This is a genomic window from Calothrix sp. CCY 0018, assembly GCF_963920925.1.
Lineage (GTDB): Bacteria > Cyanobacteriota > Cyanobacteriia > Cyanobacteriales > Nostocaceae > Rivularia.
In genome coordinates, this window is the sequence record NZ_CAWUDI010000082.1 from 1 (window position 1) to 21044 (window position 21044).

The following is a 21044-nucleotide window of genomic DNA, read 5'->3' on the forward strand; positions in this document are numbered from 1 at the left end:
CTTACAAAGCTAAAAGTTAGTTAATATATTTGACTATATTTTTAGTAACTATGAGCATACTCCGACGGATTTTTCTGAGGGTATCAGACCTTAATTAATGCGGTAAAACCAAAATACTAATTAATCATCCCAAATAGGCAATTGATTCACAATATCGAGCAATAAACCGACATAAGTGGTTGCAGTACTATCTACCATCTCGATACTAAAATAACCATTTACGCCGTCATGAGTATGAGAACCCGTTTCTACAACTTGATAGCGTCCCTGCCGTACTGCTTGAATAAAAGGAGAACTTATCATCCAAGACCAGCGATCGGCAAATATAATTTTAGTCACATCTTCAACCCAATCTCGGCTACCTCGCAGATGATATACTTTTTCAACTTTATTAAAACCCGTTTCACCATCGAAACTACCGCCGACAGAAACTAGTATTAACCGTGTATTTAACCATTTATCTAAATATTCAGATGCACCTAAAGATACTTGCGCTCCTCCACTGGTACCGATAAGAATAATTTTAATAGGTTGCTCGGATGTATTATTTATAGGTGATGCAGCATTCATACGTTCTGCGATCGCGTTAGCAATTCCCAAGTTATAAACCGCACCATAACGGCTATCGGCGGAAATAGCAAAACGCCACAAGTTACGAATTTTAATCAACACATCTGCACTTTTTAACCAACCTTGCCCTTGAGAAGCAAAACGCCATACAGGAGCTAAAAAGCGCTGTGCCCCCAAACTTTTATTTGCTGCTGAGTAAGGAAAAACATCGTCTACAATTGCACATTGGGGATGAAGTGTTGCCAAATTATCGAGAAATATTTCTTCTCCTGGAGTTAATTCGTTAGCGGAAAAGTCTCCAACTCCGGGGAGAAAGATGATATAGCAATTTTTATCTCCAGTATTTTTTAGATTAAAATTATTTTTAATTAAATCTGGAGTCGGATTTATATCAAATCCCAAAGCTTGAGTACCCGTACTTAACCACCAAGATAAAGTACCTACCGGAGCAGTAATTCCCCAAACAATTAATAATATACCTGCGAAAATTAATAACTTTAAAGTTTCTCCTCGCAGCCATAACAAAATCCGTTCGATAATTTTTAACATTTTAGATAAGAGGGAATGGGGAATAGGGAGTAGGGAGTAGAAAAGAGTAATAAGATAAAATTGATCAATGTGAAAAATATTTTGTTTGATATGGTTTTCTTAATGTTCTAAGAGGTTAATTTACAGAGGTTTGCCATTCCCCGTTCCCTATTCCCTGTTCCCTTTAATAAATCTTGCACATTCATCAATACTCGATTATATTCAAATTTATGCTAATGTCTAGAGAACCAAAATGAATGCAACTCAAGATACATCTAAATGGCAATTATTATACACAATTAAAAATGCTTTACTTTTAAACGAGCAGCTTTACGATAATGCCTGTAATACACCTTTCAATAATCAATTAGCTTTAACTATTGTAATTTTGGCTGGTGTTTCTCATGCTTTGGGCAGTATTTTTATTTTATTAATCAATCGAGCGTCGATTTATTTATTGTTGCTAGCGCTTTTAATTGATGCCCTTTCCATAATTATCGGATATTATGTTTGGACTTTAACTATTTGGAAAGTTGGACAGTGGATAAAGTCAATAGATCCAAAGTTTCGTAGTTTATTAAGTCCAATTGGTTTTGCTTATGCACCCCAAGTGTTAAATTTTCTCACATTAATTCCCTTACTAGGAAGACCAATAGAATTAATTTTAGCAGTATGGAGTCTTTTAGCGGTAATTGTCGCAACTACTCAAGCCTTAGATATTACTACTCGTAAAGCAAGTTTTATTTGTCTAATTGCTTGGCCGTTAATTCAAATTGCCGTAGGTTTTATTCAAGTTTTGGAACAGGAAGTGGTGCAGTTTACTAATTAGGGAATTGGTAATAAACAACTTAACAAATTATAAAAACTCCGCGTTAAAAAATATTACTCTAATTTTCTAAACCAACCGCTACATTCAATCCTTCATCACTCTTCTTAAATGACCTTAATTCCTGATTTTTTAGTTCTTTGACTACACGTAAAAATAAATCATCTTGACCAAGAGAATTGATATAATTTGCATTTAAATAACGTTGGTAACTTGAATCATTCGTAACATAGGTTTTGAACATTGCCAGAGCTAAATAATTTGTATAGTTGCGAGCTAAATTAGGAGAAGGACCGATTACTTGCGAAGGTAAAGGAATCGAAGAATCATCGGGTGATTCTGCAATTGTAGAAAAGTGGGTTCCACCGTTCATTAATACTAAATATTTATTTTCGTTTGTTAACCAAGTAAAAGGTACAATCTGTTCGGGATATGCAGGAGCAACAGTATCGGCAGTACCTGCTACAATCATCATTGGAATATTTATTTTACTTAAGCCTTGTTGACCGTAAACGCTGCTATCTACTGGATTTATTGCAACTGCTGCTTTAATTCTTGGATCTGATAATTTATAATCAAATTTGGGTAAACCTAAAGCTTGACATTGCAGTAATAGCGAAACATTCAAAGTGTTTTGGTCAACCGGACAATTCTTTTGTAACTGAGGAAAATTAATTTGGGCACCTGCTAGCCCTAAAACAGTATAACCTCCAAAAGATTGTCCGATTACACCGACTTGTTCCATATTGAAACGTCCTTTGTATTCGGGATCGGAATTAGTTAAAAATTCGAGGCGATCTAAAATGTATTTTACATCCAAAGGTCGGTCAACAAATTCTCTCGGTTCTGTAACTGTATCCGCGATTCCTCCTAATAATGCTTGCAATTGTTGAGAGTTACTACCGGGATGTTCGGGAACTGCTACAACAAAGCCGTGGGAAGCCAGAAATTCGGCTAAATAAGCAAAACTAGTGCGATCGGAACCCAATCCGTGAGAAATTACAATTACCGGAAGAGGTTTTGTTGTTGATGGTAAGTAAATATCTACAGGAAAGCTGCGAATCCGAGATACATCCGTGAGGGTTCTACTGTTTTTTGTATAAGTAAAATTTCCTTTTTGCAATGCATCTGAAATAATATTATTTGAAACGGTTTTGTTCGACGCTTCGTTTAAAGATTTTCCATCAATCAGTGCAACTGCTTTTTGAGTTCGATTTACAATATTTCTTGCCCGTAATCCAATTTCCAAACTGCGGAATAAGTCTATAGAAATATTTTTAGAAGGAAATTTACGTAATATATTTATAATATTAAAATTTTCAGGTTTATCGGCTGCCAAAATTAAAGCCGCACGAGTCCCATAAAACCCGCTGCTGCGACGATATTTTTCACGAATTGTTTGTCCGCGATTGCGAAATTCGCTTTGAACTACTTGCGAAAGACTTTCCAAAAGCGTTTCACCAATAGGCGAATATAAAAATTGAGAAACTTCAACAGCCTTTAAAGGAATGGGAGCAAGCAATGCTTCTCTTAATTGTCCCCTATTTTCTTTAGGGACATATTTAAAATAAGCTGCTAATTCATCATTTATTTGTCCAGTTTTGGCATAAGTTTCCAAAGAATCAACCGAAATCGACCTTTCAACTATCCCAAAAGAAAGCTTTAACCTTTCCGCACTCACAGCACGATTAGGAGTTAAAACAGGTAAAGCGCAAGTAATAAAACAGCTTAACGCTGCATTCAGCCAAATTGATTTTCGCATAAGAACAGTTAGCAGTTATCAGTTAGGAGTAATTAAGGTCAAGGGTTAAAGGTTAAAGGTCAAAGGTTAAAACTCCCCTTGTCTCCCCCTCTACCCCCTCTCCCCATCTCCCTAACCCAATCCGGACCAGGGTTCTAGGAAGTCGGGATAAAGTGTTAGTCCGCCGTCAATGTATAAAGTTTGTCCGGTAATGTAAGCTGCTTCATCGGAACATAGAAAAGCTGTTATGGCTGCCATTTCTTCGGAAGTACCGACTCTACCCATTGGGATATGGCTTTCTACACTGGCTTTTTTTTCTGGATCGTTTGTCCAAGCATCATTGATTGGAGTGATAGTTGCACCGGGGGCGATCGCATTGACTCGAATTCCTCTTCTAGCATATTCTAAAGCTAAAGTGCGAGTTAGATTCTGCATTCCGCCTTTACTAACTGAATAACTTATATATTGTGGTCTGGGTATGATTTGATGAACGCTGGAAACGTTGATAATACTTGCACCTTTACCTGCATCCAGAAACATTTTAATTGCTTCTCTGGCGCATAAATAAGCACCTTTTAAATTAACGTCAATTACTTTCTCAAATTCTTCAAATGGTATTTCGTGTGCTGCACCAGGTATTTGAATCCCCGCATTATTAATTAAAATATCTAATCCACCGAATTCTTTTTTTACTTCGGCAAACATTTCCACAATATCATTTTCCTTAGATACATCTGCTTGTACCAATATTTCCTTACCTTCACAACCGCAACGCGCATCGGTGCAGGCTTTGTAAATCAATTTTTCGGTATCTTCGGCATCTTCAGGGCTTTTTCGATAGTTAATTGCTACATTCGCGCCTTCTTGAGCAAATCTGACAGCAATTGATTGACCGATTCCCGAAGTTGCACCCGTAACTAGAACGTTTTTTCCGCTTATGCCTTTCATGAAAATCCTTAGTATTATTTGCTTCTGGGTTGAGTTTAGTACAGTTAAACTGCGCTCCCTTCCATCTGTGGTAGCAAATAAAGAAATTGATATTGATATCTAATGCGATTCGATTGTTTAACCCCTGTCTTCAAGCTAGCGCGTTTATGACACATTGCTATTATTATTTTAATAATTCGGCGTTGTAGATTTAGTTGTCGCTGGAAATATTTCTGAAGAATTGGGCTTATCCAAAATTGAATTTTCAACTGGTTTCTCAGTTGCATCATAACTAACTAATTCTTGCATTGCTTTAACCAAAACTGACATAGATTTTTGACTTTTGTTAATTTTAGTATTAACTTTAACTTCCGTTTGCAGTTGAGGAATAACAGTTGGACTCAGATTTTTTAGATCAGTTCTTATTTGTTCCACTTCCTCTAATTTTCTGGTGAGAAAGTAGCTAACTGTTTTTCTAATTCCAGTTGGTTATACCACAGAAAACTAAACCAACCAAAAACACTGCTGAGCGTTAAAACAAGGTGAAGAATAACTTATTTGCTACTCGCTACTCGATCTTAATTCCTAAATCTTAACTCCTAACAAGTTTGAAAATAACATTTTTAAATTCAAGATTATTCTTTTTGATACTTATATTTTGATTAAATTGCCCGAACCCATACCCCTATATTTCTGATAAAATTATATAAACCCTTGAATCTCTAACCTTTAGATATTGAGTACAAAACGTAATAAGTATCAAAGCAATTCATCCTGAATAATGAGATATTGGTACATCAGGGTTTGAATAGGGAATAGGGAAAAGTGGGAAGACGTAATATGAATAAATGCTTTTAATTACTTTCTAATGACATATTTAGGATAAAAGCTGATGAATAAGGTAAAACTTTGAATTTACAATTCCCTTTATATCTCAAACTACTTAATTAATTTTTACTATTCGTAGCTTTGTTCCCTACTCGCTACTCCCTTAATTTTTATAGAAAAAGTTATGAACAAGTTCGCAACAATCGATGGAAATGAAGCGGTTGCTCGGGTTGCTTACCCCCTAAATGAAGTTATTGCGATTTATCCTATTACTCCTTCTTCTTCGATGGGGGAATGGGCTGATGCTTGGGCTGCGCTTGGTAATCGCAATTTGTGGGGTACCATCCCCAGCGTGGTTGAGATGCAAAGTGAAGGTGGTGCTGCTGCTGCGGTGCATGGTGCTTTACAAACGGGTTCGCTGACTACTACCTTTACTGCATCTCAAGGTTTGCTGTTGATGATTCCCAATCTGTACAAAATTGCCGGGGAACTCACTAGCGCCGTTATCCATGTTGCAGCGCGTTCCCTGGCTACTCATGCTCTCTCGATTTTTGGCGATCAAAGTGATGTCATGGCGGCTCGGGCTACGGGTTTCGCTATGTTGTGTTCGGCTTCGGTACAGGAAGCTCACGATTTTGCTCTGATTGCTCAAGCTGCAACTCTGAAAGCCAGAGTGCCATTTCTGCACTTTTTCGACGGTTTCCGCACTTCCCATGAAATTCAAAAGGTAGAACTTTTACAACCAGAAGATTTGGAGGCTTTAATTGATGATGAATTAGTATTTGCACACAGAAACCGCGCTTTAACTCCCGATAACCCGGTTATGCGCGGTACCGCACAAAATCCCGATGTTTATTTCCAAGCCCGCGAGCGGATTAATCCTTATTATGATGCTTGCCCTGGAATTGTCCAAGAAGTAATGGATGATTTTGGAAAACAGACTGGTAGATATTACCGAATTTTTGAATACTACGGTGCCCCAGATGCCGAACGGGTAATAGTTTTGATGGGTTCTGGTTGCGAGACGGTACATGAAACTATCGATTATCTTAATGCTCGCGGTGAAAAGTTGGGTGTTGTCAAAGTTAGGTTATTTCGCCCTTTTGACGCACAACAACTGATCGCAGCTTTACCAAATACCGTGAGAGCGATCGCCGTTTTAGATCGTACTAAGGAACCCGGTAGCGCTGGGGAACCTTTGTATTTGGATATTGTGACGGCGATTTATCAGAATTGGGTAATGGGGAGTTTTCCTAAAATTGTGGGTGGAAGGTATGGACTTTCTTCTAAGGAATTTACGCCAGCAATGGTAAGGGCTATTTACGATAATTTATCTAAGGAAAAACCGCAAAATAATTTTACTGTTGGTATTAACGACGACTTAACTCATACTTCTTTAAACTACGATTCCAGCTTTTCGACAGAAGCCGATAACGTTGTCAGAGCAATGTTTTACGGTTTGGGTTCCGATGGTACGGTAGGAGCAAATAAGAATTCTATCAAAATTATTGGTGAGGAAACAGACAATTACGCTCAAGGCTATTTTGTCTACGACTCCAAGAAATCCGGTTCGATGACGGTTTCTCACTTGCGTTTTGGTTCTCAGTTAATTCGCTCTACATATTTAATCGACAAAGCAAATTTTATCGGTTGTCATCAATGGACGTTTTTAGAACGAGTTGATGTGCTTAAAAGTGCCATCACTGGTGCGATATTTTTGTTAAACAGTCCCTACGATGTTGATACTGTATGGGAACAACTTCCCGCGAATATACAGCAAGAAATTATCGACAAGCAGCTTAAATTTTACATTATTAATGCCGATAAAGTTGCTCGCGATAGCGGTATGGGTAGAAGAATCAATACAATAATGCAAACCTGTTTCTTTGCTTTAGCAGGTGTATTACCGCAAGATGAAGCCATAGAAAAAATTAAATACGCTATTAAAAAGACTTACGGTAAGAAAGGCGATAAAATCGTTGCAATGAATTTGCAAGCGGTGGATAATACGCTGGATAATTTGCATAAAGTTGAAGTAAAAAACCTAACCCCCCAGCCCCCTTCCCTACTAGGGAATGGGGAGAATATAGAGAATTTAAAGCCTCTCTCCTTGCAGGAGAGAGGTTTGGAGAGAGGTTCTTCTGACAACACCCTTACCTTATTGATGACTGGAAGAGGAGACGAGTTACCCGTAAGCGTATTAGCTGCTGACGGTACTTTTCCTACTGGTACTTCTAAGTTAGAAAAACGCAATGTAGCTCAAGAGATTCCTGTATGGGAAGAGGATGTCTGCGTGCAGTGCGGTAAGTGCGTTATGGTTTGTCCTCATGCTGCGATTCGCGCTAAGGTTTATCAGGAAGGTGAATTGAGTAATGCTCCAGCAAGTTTTAAATCTACCGATGCTAGAGATAAAGCCTTTGCAGGAGAGAAGTTTACTATTCAAGTAGCGCCTTCCGACTGTACTGGATGTACGATTTGTGTTGATATTTGTCCGGCGAAAGATAAGAATAATCCCGAACGTAAAGCAATAAATATGGAATCCCAGTTGCCTTTACGAGAGCAAGAAACAGAAAACTGGGATTATTTTCTTAAATTACCGCTGGCAGATAGAAACAAGCTGAAATTAAATCAAATTCGCCAGCAGCAACTGCAAGAACCTTTATTTGAATTTTCTGGGGCTTGTGCTGGATGTGGCGAAACACCCTACTTAAAATTACTGAGTCAGCTATTTGGCGATCGCGCTATCATTGCCAACGCTACGGGATGCTCGTCAATCTTCGGTGGCAACCTGCCGACAACACCTTGGACGAAAAACGCCGAAGGAAGAGGCCCGGCTTGGAGTAATAGTTTATTTGAAGATAACGCTGAATTCGGTTTTGGTTTCCGGTTATCGGTTGATAAAAAAGCCGAATATGCAGCGGAATTGTTACAAGAATTGGCTTATGGAGAAGATTATAAAGGTTTACTTCCCCCAGGTTTAGCAGGGTTTATTTTAAATGCACCCCAGAAAACCGAAGCCGACATTTGGGAGCAAAGGGAAAGAGTTGCATTGCTAAAACAGAAATTAGAGGAATTAATAAACCGCAGCGACGCAAAGAGCGTTGGAAGTAATAATCCAAAACAAAAACATCCGTTATTAAAAACATCCGTTGCTAAAATCCAAAATCTAAAATCCTTAGCTGATTATTTAGTTAAAAAAAGCGTTTGGATAGTTGGCGGTGATGGTTGGGCTTACGACATCGACTTTGGCGGGCTGGATCACGTACTTGCCAGCGGTCGTAATGTTAACGTTTTGGTGATGGATACCGAAGTGTATTCCAACACCGGCGGACAATCATCAAAATCGACACCTAAAGCAGCAGTCGCCAAATTTGCCGCTAGTGGTAAGCCCGCAGCCAAAAAGGACTTGGGATTAATAGCTATGACCTACGGAAATATTTACGTAGCGAGCGTAGCATTAGGAGCCAAAGACGAGCATACCCTCAAAGCATTTTTAGAAGCAGAAGCCTACGAAGGGCCATCATTAATCATTGCTTACAGCCATTGCATCGCTCATGGAATCGATATGGGTACAGCAATGAGCAATCAAAAAGCCTTAGTAGAATCGGGAAGATGGTTGCTTTATCGTTACAATCCCGACTTAGTTAAACAAGGTAAAAATCCCTTGCAGCTAGATATGAGACAGCCGAAAAATTCACCAGAAGAATCGATGTATAGAGAAAATCGATTCAAAATGTTGAAAAAGAGTAAGCCGGAAATTGCCAAACAATTGATGGAAGAAGCGGAAGCAGAGGTGAATCAAAGATGGAAGATGTACGAATATTTAGCAGCGAGGAAAGTTGTTGAAGAGTAGAGAATAAATTGTTCGTAGTAGCGCTTCAGCGCATCCGGAGGCGCTGAAGCGCTATTACAAACCCTATAATACAAATATTTTATCTTTTCTTTTTAATTTGTTTTAGCTTTTATTAGGTGAGTACGGCACCATTTTTTATTCACATAACTGATAATATTTAGTCAATTTAAATTTACATCTTGCACCATTATTAACACCGCCAGGGGTTGCAAACCCCTGTCTAATAGCTGGCATTCCTATAAATAGGACTGTATATCATTTGTAAAAAGTAAATATTGAAGAAGACAAAATATTTTTAACACGCTTTTTTGAAATTAAAATTAAATTTTAAAATGAATATTCAGTCCATTGAAATGGACTTTCGCTAATTTGTTCCTGCGGTTTGCAACCGTAGGCGGATGTGAAAGCAATTTAATCAACTTTGTATATGTTTAATATTGTTTAAAACCAAAATATAAATGTTGGGTTACGGTGCATTTTCATTTCTCGTAAATCATCAAATTATTCTGCACCTTTAACCCAACCTACTGCTGCGACATAAAAATTCAAGCAACAGCAAAATCTGTATCTCTACGTACTTCCGGAGGATGAAAAGCCAGAACAATATCACTTTGAGAAACACCAGAATTAACTAAAGCATTAGCAATTCCCTCTTCTGTCCAATCTTCTTCTATCCAAATTTTGTGATTTTTAATTTGAATATGAACTGTAATTCCTCTAACTCGCTCTTTTTGATTCCAGCCTACTTGAAACCAAATATATTGGTTGCGCTCATCGTCAAAGGCTAAAATTGTTTCTACCTCTGGTGTAGGTGGATTATTTGCTAACTGGTCATATTCTGTCAAAATGTCTTTAACTAAAGTACGGTAGTGGGCTATTTTATCCATTGTATAATTACCTCATTTGCAATATCTACAATTACTAAATTCATTTTATTTTGTTGAACAATAAATTGAGTCGCTTTTCGTTGAAAAAAGTTTATATAAGTACGCTCGTTGATTGCTAAGTATAAATCATAATCGGGAACTGTTTCTGTTAATAAGTTCCGGTAGATAATATATTGACCTAAAGCTTTCTCTAAGTCTTGAATAAATGATGCACCAGTAAAGCTTTTAACTTCAACTACTATCTTTTCTCCAGAGCGCTCGGCTAAAAGTGGACGCTGTGCGGCTAAGTCAGCAAATAATTTAATTTCTTCATATTTTATTGTGTAAGGATCGGCTGTAATTGTCCACCCATCTTTAATTAGAGCATTTTTTACCGCATCATGAATAATATCTTTAGATGGCATTGGCTTAACAAAAAAACAACAATATTTATCTTTTTGTATTGTCTCTCGAAATTAACCCATTGCTGGATTACCTTTTATCATACAGAGTTTTGTTTTGGTGCGTTAGACGTATTCAAAATTACTAATTAAATCACAATATAGTCGTGCGTCTAACAGCACCCTACAATAAAAAATTCCCCCTTCCCGTAAAAACCATTATTAAATAACGATAACTTTTGTAGAGACGTAGCAGTGCTACGTCTCCATCATCTATGGTTTTAAATAACCTACTTCTATAACTTCCAAAAACCAAAACCATGCTAAAAGTATTTGCAGACAGGGGTGGAACTTTTACCGATATTGTTGCGGTTACTGACAATCAATCTATAATCAACCAACTCGCAAATCATCCTCAACGCTTTTTAATTGTTCCTATAGAGAATCAACAATGGGTTATCGTTTATAAGCTACTTTCCGAAAATCCCCAGCAATATCAAGATGCGGCGATTCAAGGTATTCGCGATATTCTCGGAATTTCCAGCAATCAACCCATTCCCACTGAAGAAATTGAAGTGATGAAAATGGGTACTACTGTCGCTACAAATGCGCTGTTGGAAAGAAAGGGAGACAGGGTTTTACTTCTCACCACTAAAGGATTCAAGGATGCGTTGCGAATTGGTTATCAAAATCGTCCCGATATTTTTGCTCGTCATATCGTTTTACCAAGTATGCTTTACGAGCAGGTTGTTGAAGTTAACGAGCGCTATGATGCGAAAGGTAATGAGTTAATTGCGGTAGATGTTGCACAAGTAAAAAAAGATTTGCAAGCTGTTTACAATACGGGAATTCGTAGCTGCGCGATCGCCTTAATGCATAGTTACAATTATCCGCAGCACGAGCAACAGGTAGCTACAATTGCTCGCGATGTCGGTTTTACGCAGATATCGGTTTCTCATCAAGTTAGTCCGTTGATGAAGTTAGTTAGTCGGGGTGATACGACGGTTGTTGATGCGTATTTAACTCCTATTCTACGTCGCTATGTTGACGCTGTAGCTAGTCAATTACCCGGTGTGAAGTTGATGTTTATGAAGTCGGATGGCGGGTTAGTTGATGCCCAACAATTCCAAGGAAAGGATAGCATTTTAAGCGGCCCTGCGGGTGGTATTGTTGGTGCGGTGCAAACTAGTTTGAGGGGTGGTTTTGATTCTATAATTACTTTTGATATGGGGGGAACTAGTACTGATGTTGCCCATTTTAACGGGGAGTACGAGCGACAGTTAGAAAACGAAATTGCTGGAGCAAGAATGCGGGTTCCGGTGCTGGCAATACATACAATCGCTGCGGGTGGTGGTTCAATTTTATCGTTTGATGGTTCGAGCTATCGGGTGGGGCCCTCCTCTGCTGGTTCAAATCCGGGGCCTGCTTGTTACCGTCGCGGGGGTAAGTTGGCGGTGACGGATGCTAATGTGATGTTAGGTAAAATTCATCCGCAATATTTCCCTGCGGTATTCGGTAAAGATGGAAATTTACCTTTGGATAAAGATGTTGTTACCGAAAAATTTATACAGCTAGCCCAGGATATAGAAACAGCTACCGGAAATAATCGTACACCAGAACAAGTCGCCGCTGGATTTATTTCCATAGCTGTGGAAAGTATGGCAAATGCTATAAAAAAAATAAGTCTGCAACGCGGTTATGATGTGACTAATTACGCGCTTTGCTGTTTTGGCGGTGCGGGAGCGCAGGTTGCTTGTTTAATTGCAGATACTTTGGGGATGAAGAAGATTTTTCTACATCCTTATGCGGGGGTGCTTTCCGCTTACGGTATGGGTTTGGCTGATGTCAGAGCGATTCGGGAAGCGGGGGTGGAGCAGGTTTTGGATGAAGAGTTGTTGGCTTTGCGGGGGTTGATGGAGGGGTTGGAAAGTCAAGGGAGGGGGGAATTAGAAACGCAGAGGAGCGCGGAGGTAAACGCAGAGGAAGAGGAGGTTATAAGAAAAGTTAATTTGAAGTATGAGGGGACTAATTCTGTTTTAGGTGTTGATTTTAATCTAAATGTGGCAGTGATGCGCTCTGAGTTTGAGCGGGAGCATCAGTTGAGATATGGTTTTACTCAAGGGGATAAAGGTTTAATTGTGGAGTCGGTTTCGGTGGAGGTTATTCAAAAAATGGATACTCCGGAGGAAGCTTTGGTTAAACGCAGTCGGGGTTTAGATGAATTCCCGAATTATGTGGAAACGGTGCAGATGTTTACTCAAGATAAATGCTATTGTGCGCCAGTTTATCGCCGGGAAGATTTACAACCGGGGGATGTTGTTAAAGGTGCGGCGATTATTGTGGAAAAGATTAGTACGATTGTGGTTGAGCCGAATTGGCAAGCTGAGTTAAGCGAGCGCAATCATTTGATTTTAGAGCGGGTTTAAAGGTTTGTAGTAAGCGCTTTAGCGCTCGGAGAAGAGGAGCTAAAGCTCTTACTACGAACTTTTGATTTACTTTTCACTGTTTACGTTTGCGGCGAATAAATGAAATTATTAATAAAATTGCTAGGGAAGCGAAAACAATTCCAGAAAATGGCCCGATATATTTTTCTACTAGTTGAAAATTCTCTCCTAATAGGAATCCTGCATATGTTAAAATTGCCGTCCACATTAAGCTACCCGCAAAGGAATATAATACAAACGGAATTAAAGGCATATTTTCTAATCCTGCGGGAACGGAAATAAATGTACGAATTCCAGGAACTAAACGCCCAAAAAATACTACTGCTTTCCCATATTTATTTAACCATCTTTTCGATTTATCTATATCGGAACCCGATAAAGTTAACCATTTTCCATATTTATCTATCCATTCTCGCAAACGTCTTTCACCCACAAGTTTACCGACGTAATACCAAGGTAATGCACCTAAAACTGAACCCAAGGTTCCTGCTAAAATCACAAATTGCAAATCTAGCTTACCTTGAGTTACGGTGAACCCCGCTAATGGCATAATTAATTCTGAAGGTATGGGTGGAAAGATGTTTTCTAAAAACATTAGGAAACCAATGCCCAGGTAGCTAAAGGAAGATATTATATTTGTTATCCAATCAAGCATTTTATTTTTTTATTAACTAGGAAGTAGGAAGTACGAAGTAGAGAGTAGTGTAAGAATAAAATACGGCTTAGAAATAAAAAAGAACGCTTAAACGCTTAATAGTATAAGCAGATATTTCACCTATTTATTTTATTAAATTGACTATCGTGCTAATTAATTCATCGGCATCAAAAGGCTTCGCTAAATGAACTTGAAAACCCGCATTCAGACAGGTTTCACAGTCTTCTTTTGTTGCAAATGCTGTCAGCGCGATCGCAACAACTTCACCTCCCTGATTTGAGGGAAGCTGACGTACTTTTTTTAACAAACTTAAACCGTCTTCTCCTGGCATTCCTATATCGCTGATTAAAATATCGGGCAAAAAAGTCCCAATTTTACTTAAAGCTTCTTTAGCCGAGCCTGCCAATTCAACTTCAGCACCTTGCTCTTCTAAAATAAAAGCTAACAATTCGCGAGCATCGGGTTCGTCATCTACTATTAATGCTTTGATTCCATGAAGTTGGCTGTCACTATCTTGTAATTCTGGTAATGGTTGTGACTTTATATTGCTCGGTTTTCTCGGCAATTTTACTGTAAAAGCTGCCCCTTGTTCCTCTCCCGGACTTTCTACTACGATTGTACCACCGTGGGCTTCTACTAAGTTTCGGGAGATTGCCAAACCCAAGCCTAAACCACCTTTGGGACGAGTTGAGGAACTATCAACTTGCCGAAAATATTCAAAAATCAAAGGTAGAAAATCGGAATTTATACCAATTCCCGTATCGCTAACTCGAATTTGAACCGTTGAATTTACTTGTGTTAAATTTATTTCAATGCTTCCCTGGGAAGGGGTAAATTTAATTGCGTTAGAAAGCAAATTCCACAATATTTGAGAAAGACGATTGGAATCCCCAACTATGGGAGCAACATTGTTATCTAAGTTAAGCTCTACGTTAATGGATTTGGCTTCTGCGGCTAAAGCTAAAGTTTCTACAGTTTCTCGAATTACGCTCTTTAAATCAACTGGGTTTAGTTCTAAATGGAGTTTACCGCGAATTATCCGCGAAATATCAAGCAAATCTTCGATTAATTGCGCTTGTAAAGTTGCATTTCTGTCAATAACTTCCAACGCTTGCTCAAATCTTTCTGGTTTAATTCTGCCACTACTAATCAGTTTAGTCCATCCCAAAATTGCGTTGAGTGGAGTCCGCAATTCATGAGAAACTATTGCTAGAAATTCATCTTTGATCCGACTGGCTTCTTCCGCATCCGCACGAGCTTTTTGTTCTCGCTCTAGTAAAATTCTACGCTCTGCTTCTACTTGCTTGTTTAAAGTAATATCAACAGCAGTCATAATAAAACAACAGCTATTTCCTTCAAAATCGTGTATTGGTGCCAGGGAAACATTAATATCAACTTCAGAACCGTCTTTTCTCAGATGACGAAATTCTAAGTTTTTTAAAGTCTGGTTTTGCAATACCCTTTCTACATAACTTCTAAAAGCACTTTGAAAACGTTCTGGAATAACTGGTAACGGTTGATGTAAAATTTCTAACTTTTTCCAACCGTAAATTTGCTCGGCTGTTTTATTCCAACTTAAAACCTGATAATCTAAGCTCAAAGTAATAATTGCCACTGGAGAAGCGTCAACTACGGCTCGCAGCATATCATCTGTTTGACGCAAAGATTCTTCTATCCGCTGAAGTTCGCGACGCTCCTGACTTTCGCGTAACGCTCGTTGTACGGAGGGAAGCAAACGCTCTAACCGTTGTTTGAGAATATAATCAGTTACTCCATCTTTGAGCGCTTCTATAGCTCTTTCTTCTCCTAATACCCCAGAAACTAATATAAAAGGTACATCCGGACGAGTTTCTTGAGCTATTTTTAAAGCTGAAAGTCCGTCAAATTGAGGCAGATGATAGTCAGATAAAATTAAATCTAAATTATCATTTTGCAATTCGGCTAAAAAATCTGTACGATTCACAACCTGCTTTAATTCACAATTTATACCGCCATCTCTCAGGGTAGCGCGGATTAACTCGCTATCTGCGGAATCATCTTCTAACAACAAGATATGCAGCATTTTTTGAGAAAGCCGATTGTTGGATAAAGTGTTTACTAGCAGAGTGACTACCTCCAGGGTGCTTCGCAAGAATTTTTTAGATATTAATTTCCTCTCCAGAAGAATACTAAAATATATATTTTTTATCGTCTATCTAAAGAACAATTTTTAACATTTATTTAAGTAGGAGTTAGGAACTGATTAATTGGTAAAGAGAAATAAAATGTTGTTCCTTTATTTACTGTTGATTCAACCCAAATTCTTCCTCCGTGACGATGAATTATACGCTGTACGTTAGCAAGTCCGATTCCGGTTCCTTCAAACTCTTCATTAGTATGCAATCTTTGAAAAATGCCAAAGATTTTTTCAACGTAGCGCGTATCAAACCCGACTCCATTATCTTGGATAAAAAAAGTTATTTCTGATAAATCGCTACTGCTACCAATGTTAATTTCTGCAATTTCTTTGTAACTTGTATATTTTACGGCATTTTCAATCAGGTTTTGCCAAACTATTGTAATTAAAGTGCGATCGCCATTTATTTGAGGAAACGATTCGACATCCCAAAGGATTGTTCTATCCTGGGTTTGCGAAATTATCTCCTGCTTAACTTCTTGCACCAAACGATTCATGTCAATGGTGCTATAGAGCATTTCAAATCTTCCGGTGCTGGAAAATTCCATTAAATCATCTATCATCTTACCGGCTCGTTTGGTAAGTTTAACAATCATTCCTAAATAATTCTGAATATCTTCCGCAAGATTGATAGATTTTAAAGACTCTTGTAGTAAATGGGCAAAACTATAAACTTGACGAATTGGCGATCGCAAATCGTGAGACACTGAATAAGCGAAGGTTTCTAGTTCTTTGTTAGTAGCTTCTAATTGAGCGGTACGTTCTAAAACACGACGCTCAAGGGTTTGATTGAGTTGTCGAATCTCAGCTTCAGCGGATTTTCTTTCGGTAATATCTTGCAACAACCCATCAATTACAGTTTCACCATTTAATTCGGTAAGAGTCTCCCTCAACATTAACCAAGTAGTATTGCCGTCGAGCAGTAATTTAAATTCTTTTTCCCAAGGTGGTTCACTATCTGAATCAACAAAATTTAATTGTGGATAATTACGATAAAATATTCGTGCTTCTTCTGGAGTATTTAACTTTAAAAGATGTAAAAAACCAACATTAGATTCGAGCAATTCTCCATCTAAAGTAGCCCGAAATACTCCTACATTCAGTTGGTTGAGTAAAAATTGCAAGCGTAAACTTGTTTGATTTAATCGAGCGCGAGTTTGAGCATTTTCCCAAGCTTGACGTACAGCTTGACTCAAACGTACAAAATGCTTGGGTGATTTAATCACATAATCATCCAAACCCGCTTTCATTGCTTCAATGGCAACTTCCTGAGTACCGGAATTAGTAAACATGATTACCGGAACATCAGGATGACGAAATTTTAAAGCATTTAGAACATCAAGCCCATTTGTCCACTTAAGTTGATAATCTGTAATAACTAAATCGTAATTATCTGCTTCTAATACTGACGCTAAGCCATCAGCATCATTAATTTCTACTATATGCAACTCAGAAAACTCTTTTCCAAGCTCTCGGATAGCTAAAAGTCGATCATCTGGATTATCATCAATAATTACAAGATTTTGTAAAGGACGAGTTTTATTCATATAGATATATTGACGCATACAAAATCTACAAATTGCCGCAGAATCATCTAATCTTTTGTCTATTGATCGGGTTATAAATCAATATTCAAACAACTGCTTAATTCAAAATGTTTTCGGATTTATAAAACAGTATAAAACCGAATATATTAAACTTAAACAGTCAAGATTGTACGTAATTAGTAATTACTTATTATTGCAATTAGTAGTTTTAGATAAATAATTTATTTTTTTGGTGTTATATAAAATGAAGACGAAAAAAATAAAAGTCAGAATTCAACAAATTATTTAACTAAAATATCCTATGCAGAAGCAATAGAAGGGTAGCAATTTAACTTTAGCCAAAAAGTATTTAGTGTATCAATCATCTCATTCAAAGCATTATAACTAACTGGCTTTAACAAATATGAATTTACCCCTATATCATAAGCTCTATCTACATCAATATTTTCTTTAGAAGAAGTTAATATTACAACAGGAATACGTTTGAGAACAGGTTGATTTTTTAACCATTCAAGAACCTCTAAACCCGAACGACGCGGAAGTTTAAGGTCTAAAAGTATCATACTAGGCAAAGGATAAACATTTCTATTGGCATAATCTCCCTCACCCGAAAGATATGCAAAAGCTTGATCGCCATCGCGCACTACCTGGATAAGGTTCTCCAATTTGCTTCGACGAAAAGCCCGTTGTATAAACAGGATATCGTTGGAATCGTCTTCCACCAAAAGAATTCCTGACACTTTTAAACCCATAATGTTTACAGTTTTTCTAAATTACCCTAACTTAATCATTACCCCAACCTATACTAAAGGCTGATTTTTTAAACTTTAATTAATATAATTTTAGGACTTGTCTAAAAACGTTACATATGGTGAATATCAGTTAAGAATTAGGAGTTAGCAATTATGAGTTAAGAATTGATAACTGTTCACTGTTCACTGTTCACTGTTAACTGAAATGCTGGTAATTCAATCCAAAACCGACTGCCTTGGTTAAGTGTTGAAAAAACACCAACTTTGCCGCCTAAGCTTTCCACACTACGCTTAACAATCGCTAAACCGATACCCGTACCAGGATAAGATTCAACTCCGTGTAACCGCTCAAAAACTCGGAAGATTCGTTCTTGGTGTTCCGGAGCAATGCCGATGCCATTGTCTTCTATCCACAATTTTATCAATTCATCTTGTTCTTCAGACCAAATTTGTATCATTGGATTAATATTACTGTTAACAAACTTAATAGCGTTGACGATCAAATTAGTGATGACTGACTTTAAAACGCTTTGCTGCCCGATTACAACGGGAAGCGTTGTTTTTATAATAACTTGCGCTTGGTTTTCTTGTAATTCAGATTCAAGTTCGCTGAGTATTTCTTCAACTACAGTTGCTAAATTAACTTGTCCTAATTGGATTTGAGTTCTGCCCAAACGGCTGTATGCTAATAAGTCTAAGATTAAAGTATCTAAATGCGCTGCTGCTGTGGTAATCCGAGTTAAATATTCTTGCCCTAAATCGTCTACTAAACTTTGATAATCTTCTATCAAAATTTGAGCAAAACCTTGGATAGCGCGTAAAGGTGCGCGTAAATCGTGAGAAACAGAATAGCAAAAGGCTTCTAACTCCTGGTTTACTTCTTCTAACTGTTGGGTACGCTCTTTTACTCGCGCTTCCAAGCTAGCATTAAGCAGACGGTTTTCATCTTCTGCTTGTTTGCGAGTAATTGCAGTTGATAAAATATTGGCGACTGATTGCACAAAATTCGCATCATCTTGGCTAAATTGATCTTGTTTGCTCGAATGCGCTTCTAATACTCCGAAAGGTTGCTTTTGTGTTCCTGGAATAATAGTACTGACACCACTAACATATTGATTTTGATGCAGTAAAGAGGAACCCGTAAATCTTGTTTCTTCGTTCAGATTGTCTAATATAACGGGTTTACCAGATAATAAAGCATAACCGGCTTGGGATTCAAAATTAATTTCTACTGTAGCTTTATTTATCAAATTATCTCCACAACCTATACCAGAGCGTAACAGTAAAGAATTACCTTCTGGAAGCAATTCGAGAATTTTGCAGGCATCAACATTAAGACTTTGAGCAACTAAAACTGTTGTTTGCTCGAATAAATTCCTTAATTCAATTCCCGATAAAGCAAGATGTCCTAATTGTGCAACAACAGCTTGTTGCTTAAGTCTAGTTTTAAGGGCTGTTTCGGCTTTTTTACGTTTGGTAACTTCGAGTACTATACAGCCAATTGCAGTTAGGTTATTAGAAATTGGCAAAGGAAAATAAGAAGCTTCCCAATTTCTGATAATACCTGGTTCTTTAGGAGTTTCTCCAGTAATTTCTATTCCACGTATAGATTCGCCAGTAGTTATCACTTGTTGAAAAATTGCTTCTAACTTATTAGCTAATTTTGGTAAAATTTCGCGAACGGTTCTACCAATTTGCTCCTCTGCCGATTTACCATTAATATCAGCTAAAGTTTTGTTTACGATCCTGTGTCGCCATTGATCGTCCATAATAGCTAAACCAATAGAAGCTCGATCAAAACAAACTTGTAGTAATTGCTTTTGTAGTGATATTTCTGCTCGAACAACTTGATTACGATCGGAAACTTCAGCGACTATCAGCGTTATTTTCCCTTTTTCGTTAGTTATCGGTGTTAACAAAAAATCATATTTACTAACTGTATCTTCTTTTTGTGACAACTCAATATTTAAGCTGACTAACTCACCGCGAGCAGCTTGAGAAATAGCATCTTGTAACTTTCCTTGAATTGAAGCATTAATTATTGAAAATGCCGAAGATAAAGGCTTACCTAGAATATCTTGTTGAATTATGTCCCAATCTAAGAGCGCTTTTTGATTTATTGCTAATAAACTACCATCGGGTTTAATTATAAATAAATATTGAGAACTTTGATTAAAAATATAATTATAGCTGAGATTTAATTGAGTAACAGAATAAAGAAGTTTTGACAGATAAATATTCCACCAAAACATCCCTATTACAATTAAAATACTACTTAGCAAAAATGCTTGTAGTTGCACAATCGATATTTACCCAATAACTACACTTGTACTAATCATAACAATGTAGAGTAACTGTGGTGCAAGGTTTCGGGGTATTTGCATCAAAAACTATGAATAAATTTTCATTAAGGAGCCAGCCCTCAATTGAAGTAAAGATATTTTCTTACTGATTGCTGCCACTGATAGCTTAAGAGACTAAATTTTCTACTCTCTGAGTGCGATAAATACTAGTTTCTTGACTCCATTCTTTAGGAGTACTATCTTTGTGACCACCGAAAAGCAAGGTATATCAGATGTTCCATCACCCACGTAAATCATCTGAGTCAAAGGAATGTGCATTTCCTCTCTGGGAATATCGCGAAAAAGAAACATTTTCCCGTCTTTTTCAAGGCGATCGATACCTTTTGCTATCTGAAAAAGATACCGAGTTTTTTCAGTATGGCTGACCTTTTTTTTCATAAACTCAATACCGCCATCTTTGTTGTCGCTGTGTAAATCCTTCTTTTACAAGATTTATCCGCAACCACTTATGCTTGCTCAATTAACACGCTAAAATAATTTTTAAGCCCTCACTTTTAAATCCAAAATCCGTTTTGACACTCTCCGTCCTATAAGGACGAAGATTCTTCATTCATAGAATCAACTTGC

General features: G+C 37.6%; 15 protein-coding genes. 4 read left to right on the forward strand and 11 right to left on the reverse strand.

Annotated features, from left to right (window positions below):
• Window positions 1-120: 120 nt before the first annotated feature.
• Window positions 121-1119, reverse strand: coding sequence for a hypothetical protein (locus ACM03V_RS33455; RefSeq protein WP_414625127.1), 999 nt, complete (start codon window positions 1117-1119; stop codon window positions 121-123).
• Between the two features lie 232 nt (window positions 1120-1351).
• Here ACM03V_RS33455 and ACM03V_RS33460 point away from each other — a divergent pair, with 232 nt between their 5' ends.
• Window positions 1352-1927, forward strand: coding sequence for a hypothetical protein (locus ACM03V_RS33460; protein ID WP_414625128.1), 576 nt, complete (start codon window positions 1352-1354; stop codon window positions 1925-1927).
• 58 nt (window positions 1928-1985) lie between these two features.
• Here ACM03V_RS33460 and ACM03V_RS33465 read toward each other — a convergent pair whose 3' ends face one another.
• From ACM03V_RS33465 to ACM03V_RS33475, 3 genes are all read right to left on the reverse strand, one after another.
• Entirely contained in the window at window positions 1986-3686 is a 1701-nt protein-coding gene (locus ACM03V_RS33465) for an alpha/beta hydrolase (protein ID WP_414625129.1), read from the reverse strand.
• A gap of 111 nt (window positions 3687-3797) precedes the next feature.
• On the reverse strand, window positions 3798-4613 hold the full coding sequence (locus tag ACM03V_RS33470; protein ID WP_414625130.1) for a glucose 1-dehydrogenase: 816 nt from the start codon (window positions 4611-4613) through the stop codon (window positions 3798-3800).
• A gap of 168 nt (window positions 4614-4781) precedes the next feature.
• A complete protein-coding gene (locus ACM03V_RS33475; protein ID WP_414625131.1) occupies window positions 4782-5027 on the reverse strand; it encodes a hypothetical protein in 246 nt (81 codons plus the stop codon).
• A gap of 577 nt (window positions 5028-5604) precedes the next feature.
• Between ACM03V_RS33475 and nifJ the strand changes: the two genes are divergently transcribed.
• Entirely contained in the window at window positions 5605-9273 is a 3669-nt protein-coding gene (gene nifJ, locus ACM03V_RS33480; protein ID WP_414625132.1) for a pyruvate:ferredoxin (flavodoxin) oxidoreductase, read from the forward strand.
• Window positions 9274-9818: 545 nt separating this feature from the next.
• On the opposite strand, the gene ACM03V_RS33485 is transcribed toward nifJ, so the two are convergent.
• Together ACM03V_RS33485 and ACM03V_RS33490 are read right to left on the reverse strand one after the other, a co-directional pair.
• A complete protein-coding gene (locus ACM03V_RS33485) occupies window positions 9819-10160 on the reverse strand; it encodes a XisI protein (protein ID WP_414625133.1) in 342 nt (113 codons plus the stop codon).
• Window positions 10148-10564: a XisH family protein gene (locus tag ACM03V_RS33490; protein WP_414625134.1), complete on the reverse strand. Its 417-nt coding sequence runs from the start codon at window positions 10562-10564 to the stop codon at window positions 10148-10150. Before ACM03V_RS33490 ends, ACM03V_RS33485 begins: the two co-directional genes overlap by 13 nt.
• A gap of 296 nt (window positions 10565-10860) precedes the next feature.
• On the opposite strand from ACM03V_RS33490, the gene ACM03V_RS33495 reads away from it, so the two are divergent.
• Window positions 10861-12966, forward strand: coding sequence for a hydantoinase/oxoprolinase family protein (locus ACM03V_RS33495; protein ID WP_414625135.1), 2106 nt, complete (start codon window positions 10861-10863; stop codon window positions 12964-12966).
• Window positions 12967-13039: 73 nt separating this feature from the next.
• Here ACM03V_RS33495 and ACM03V_RS33500 read toward each other — a convergent pair whose 3' ends face one another.
• The 5 genes from ACM03V_RS33500 to ACM03V_RS33520 all read right to left on the reverse strand — a co-directional run bounded on the left by ACM03V_RS33500 (window position 13040) and on the right by ACM03V_RS33520 (window position 20414).
• Entirely contained in the window at window positions 13040-13639 is a 600-nt protein-coding gene (locus tag ACM03V_RS33500) for a DedA family protein (RefSeq protein ID WP_414625136.1), read from the reverse strand.
• 124 nt (window positions 13640-13763) lie between these two features.
• A complete protein-coding gene (locus tag ACM03V_RS33505) occupies window positions 13764-15770 on the reverse strand; it encodes a response regulator (protein ID WP_414625137.1) in 2007 nt (668 codons plus the stop codon).
• A gap of 89 nt (window positions 15771-15859) precedes the next feature.
• Complete coding sequence (locus ACM03V_RS33510; RefSeq protein WP_414625138.1) at window positions 15860-17380, reverse strand: sensor histidine kinase; 1521 nt, start codon at window positions 17378-17380, stop codon at window positions 15860-15862.
• Between the two features lie 281 nt (window positions 17381-17661).
• Window positions 17662-18102 (reverse strand): response regulator, encoded by a 441-nt coding sequence (locus ACM03V_RS33515; protein WP_414625139.1) that lies wholly within the window; start codon window positions 18100-18102, stop codon window positions 17662-17664.
• A gap of 188 nt (window positions 18103-18290) precedes the next feature.
• Window positions 18291-20414: an ATP-binding protein gene (locus ACM03V_RS33520; protein WP_414625140.1), complete on the reverse strand. Its 2124-nt coding sequence runs from the start codon at window positions 20412-20414 to the stop codon at window positions 18291-18293.
• 275 nt (window positions 20415-20689) lie between these two features.
• Here ACM03V_RS33520 and ACM03V_RS33525 point away from each other — a divergent pair, with 275 nt between their 5' ends.
• Window positions 20690-20842 carry a hypothetical protein gene (locus ACM03V_RS33525; RefSeq protein ID WP_414625141.1) on the forward strand — a complete coding sequence of 51 codons (153 nt, stop codon included), beginning with the start codon at window positions 20690-20692 and terminating at the stop codon, window positions 20840-20842.
• The last annotated feature ends 202 nt before the right edge of the window (window positions 20843-21044 follow it).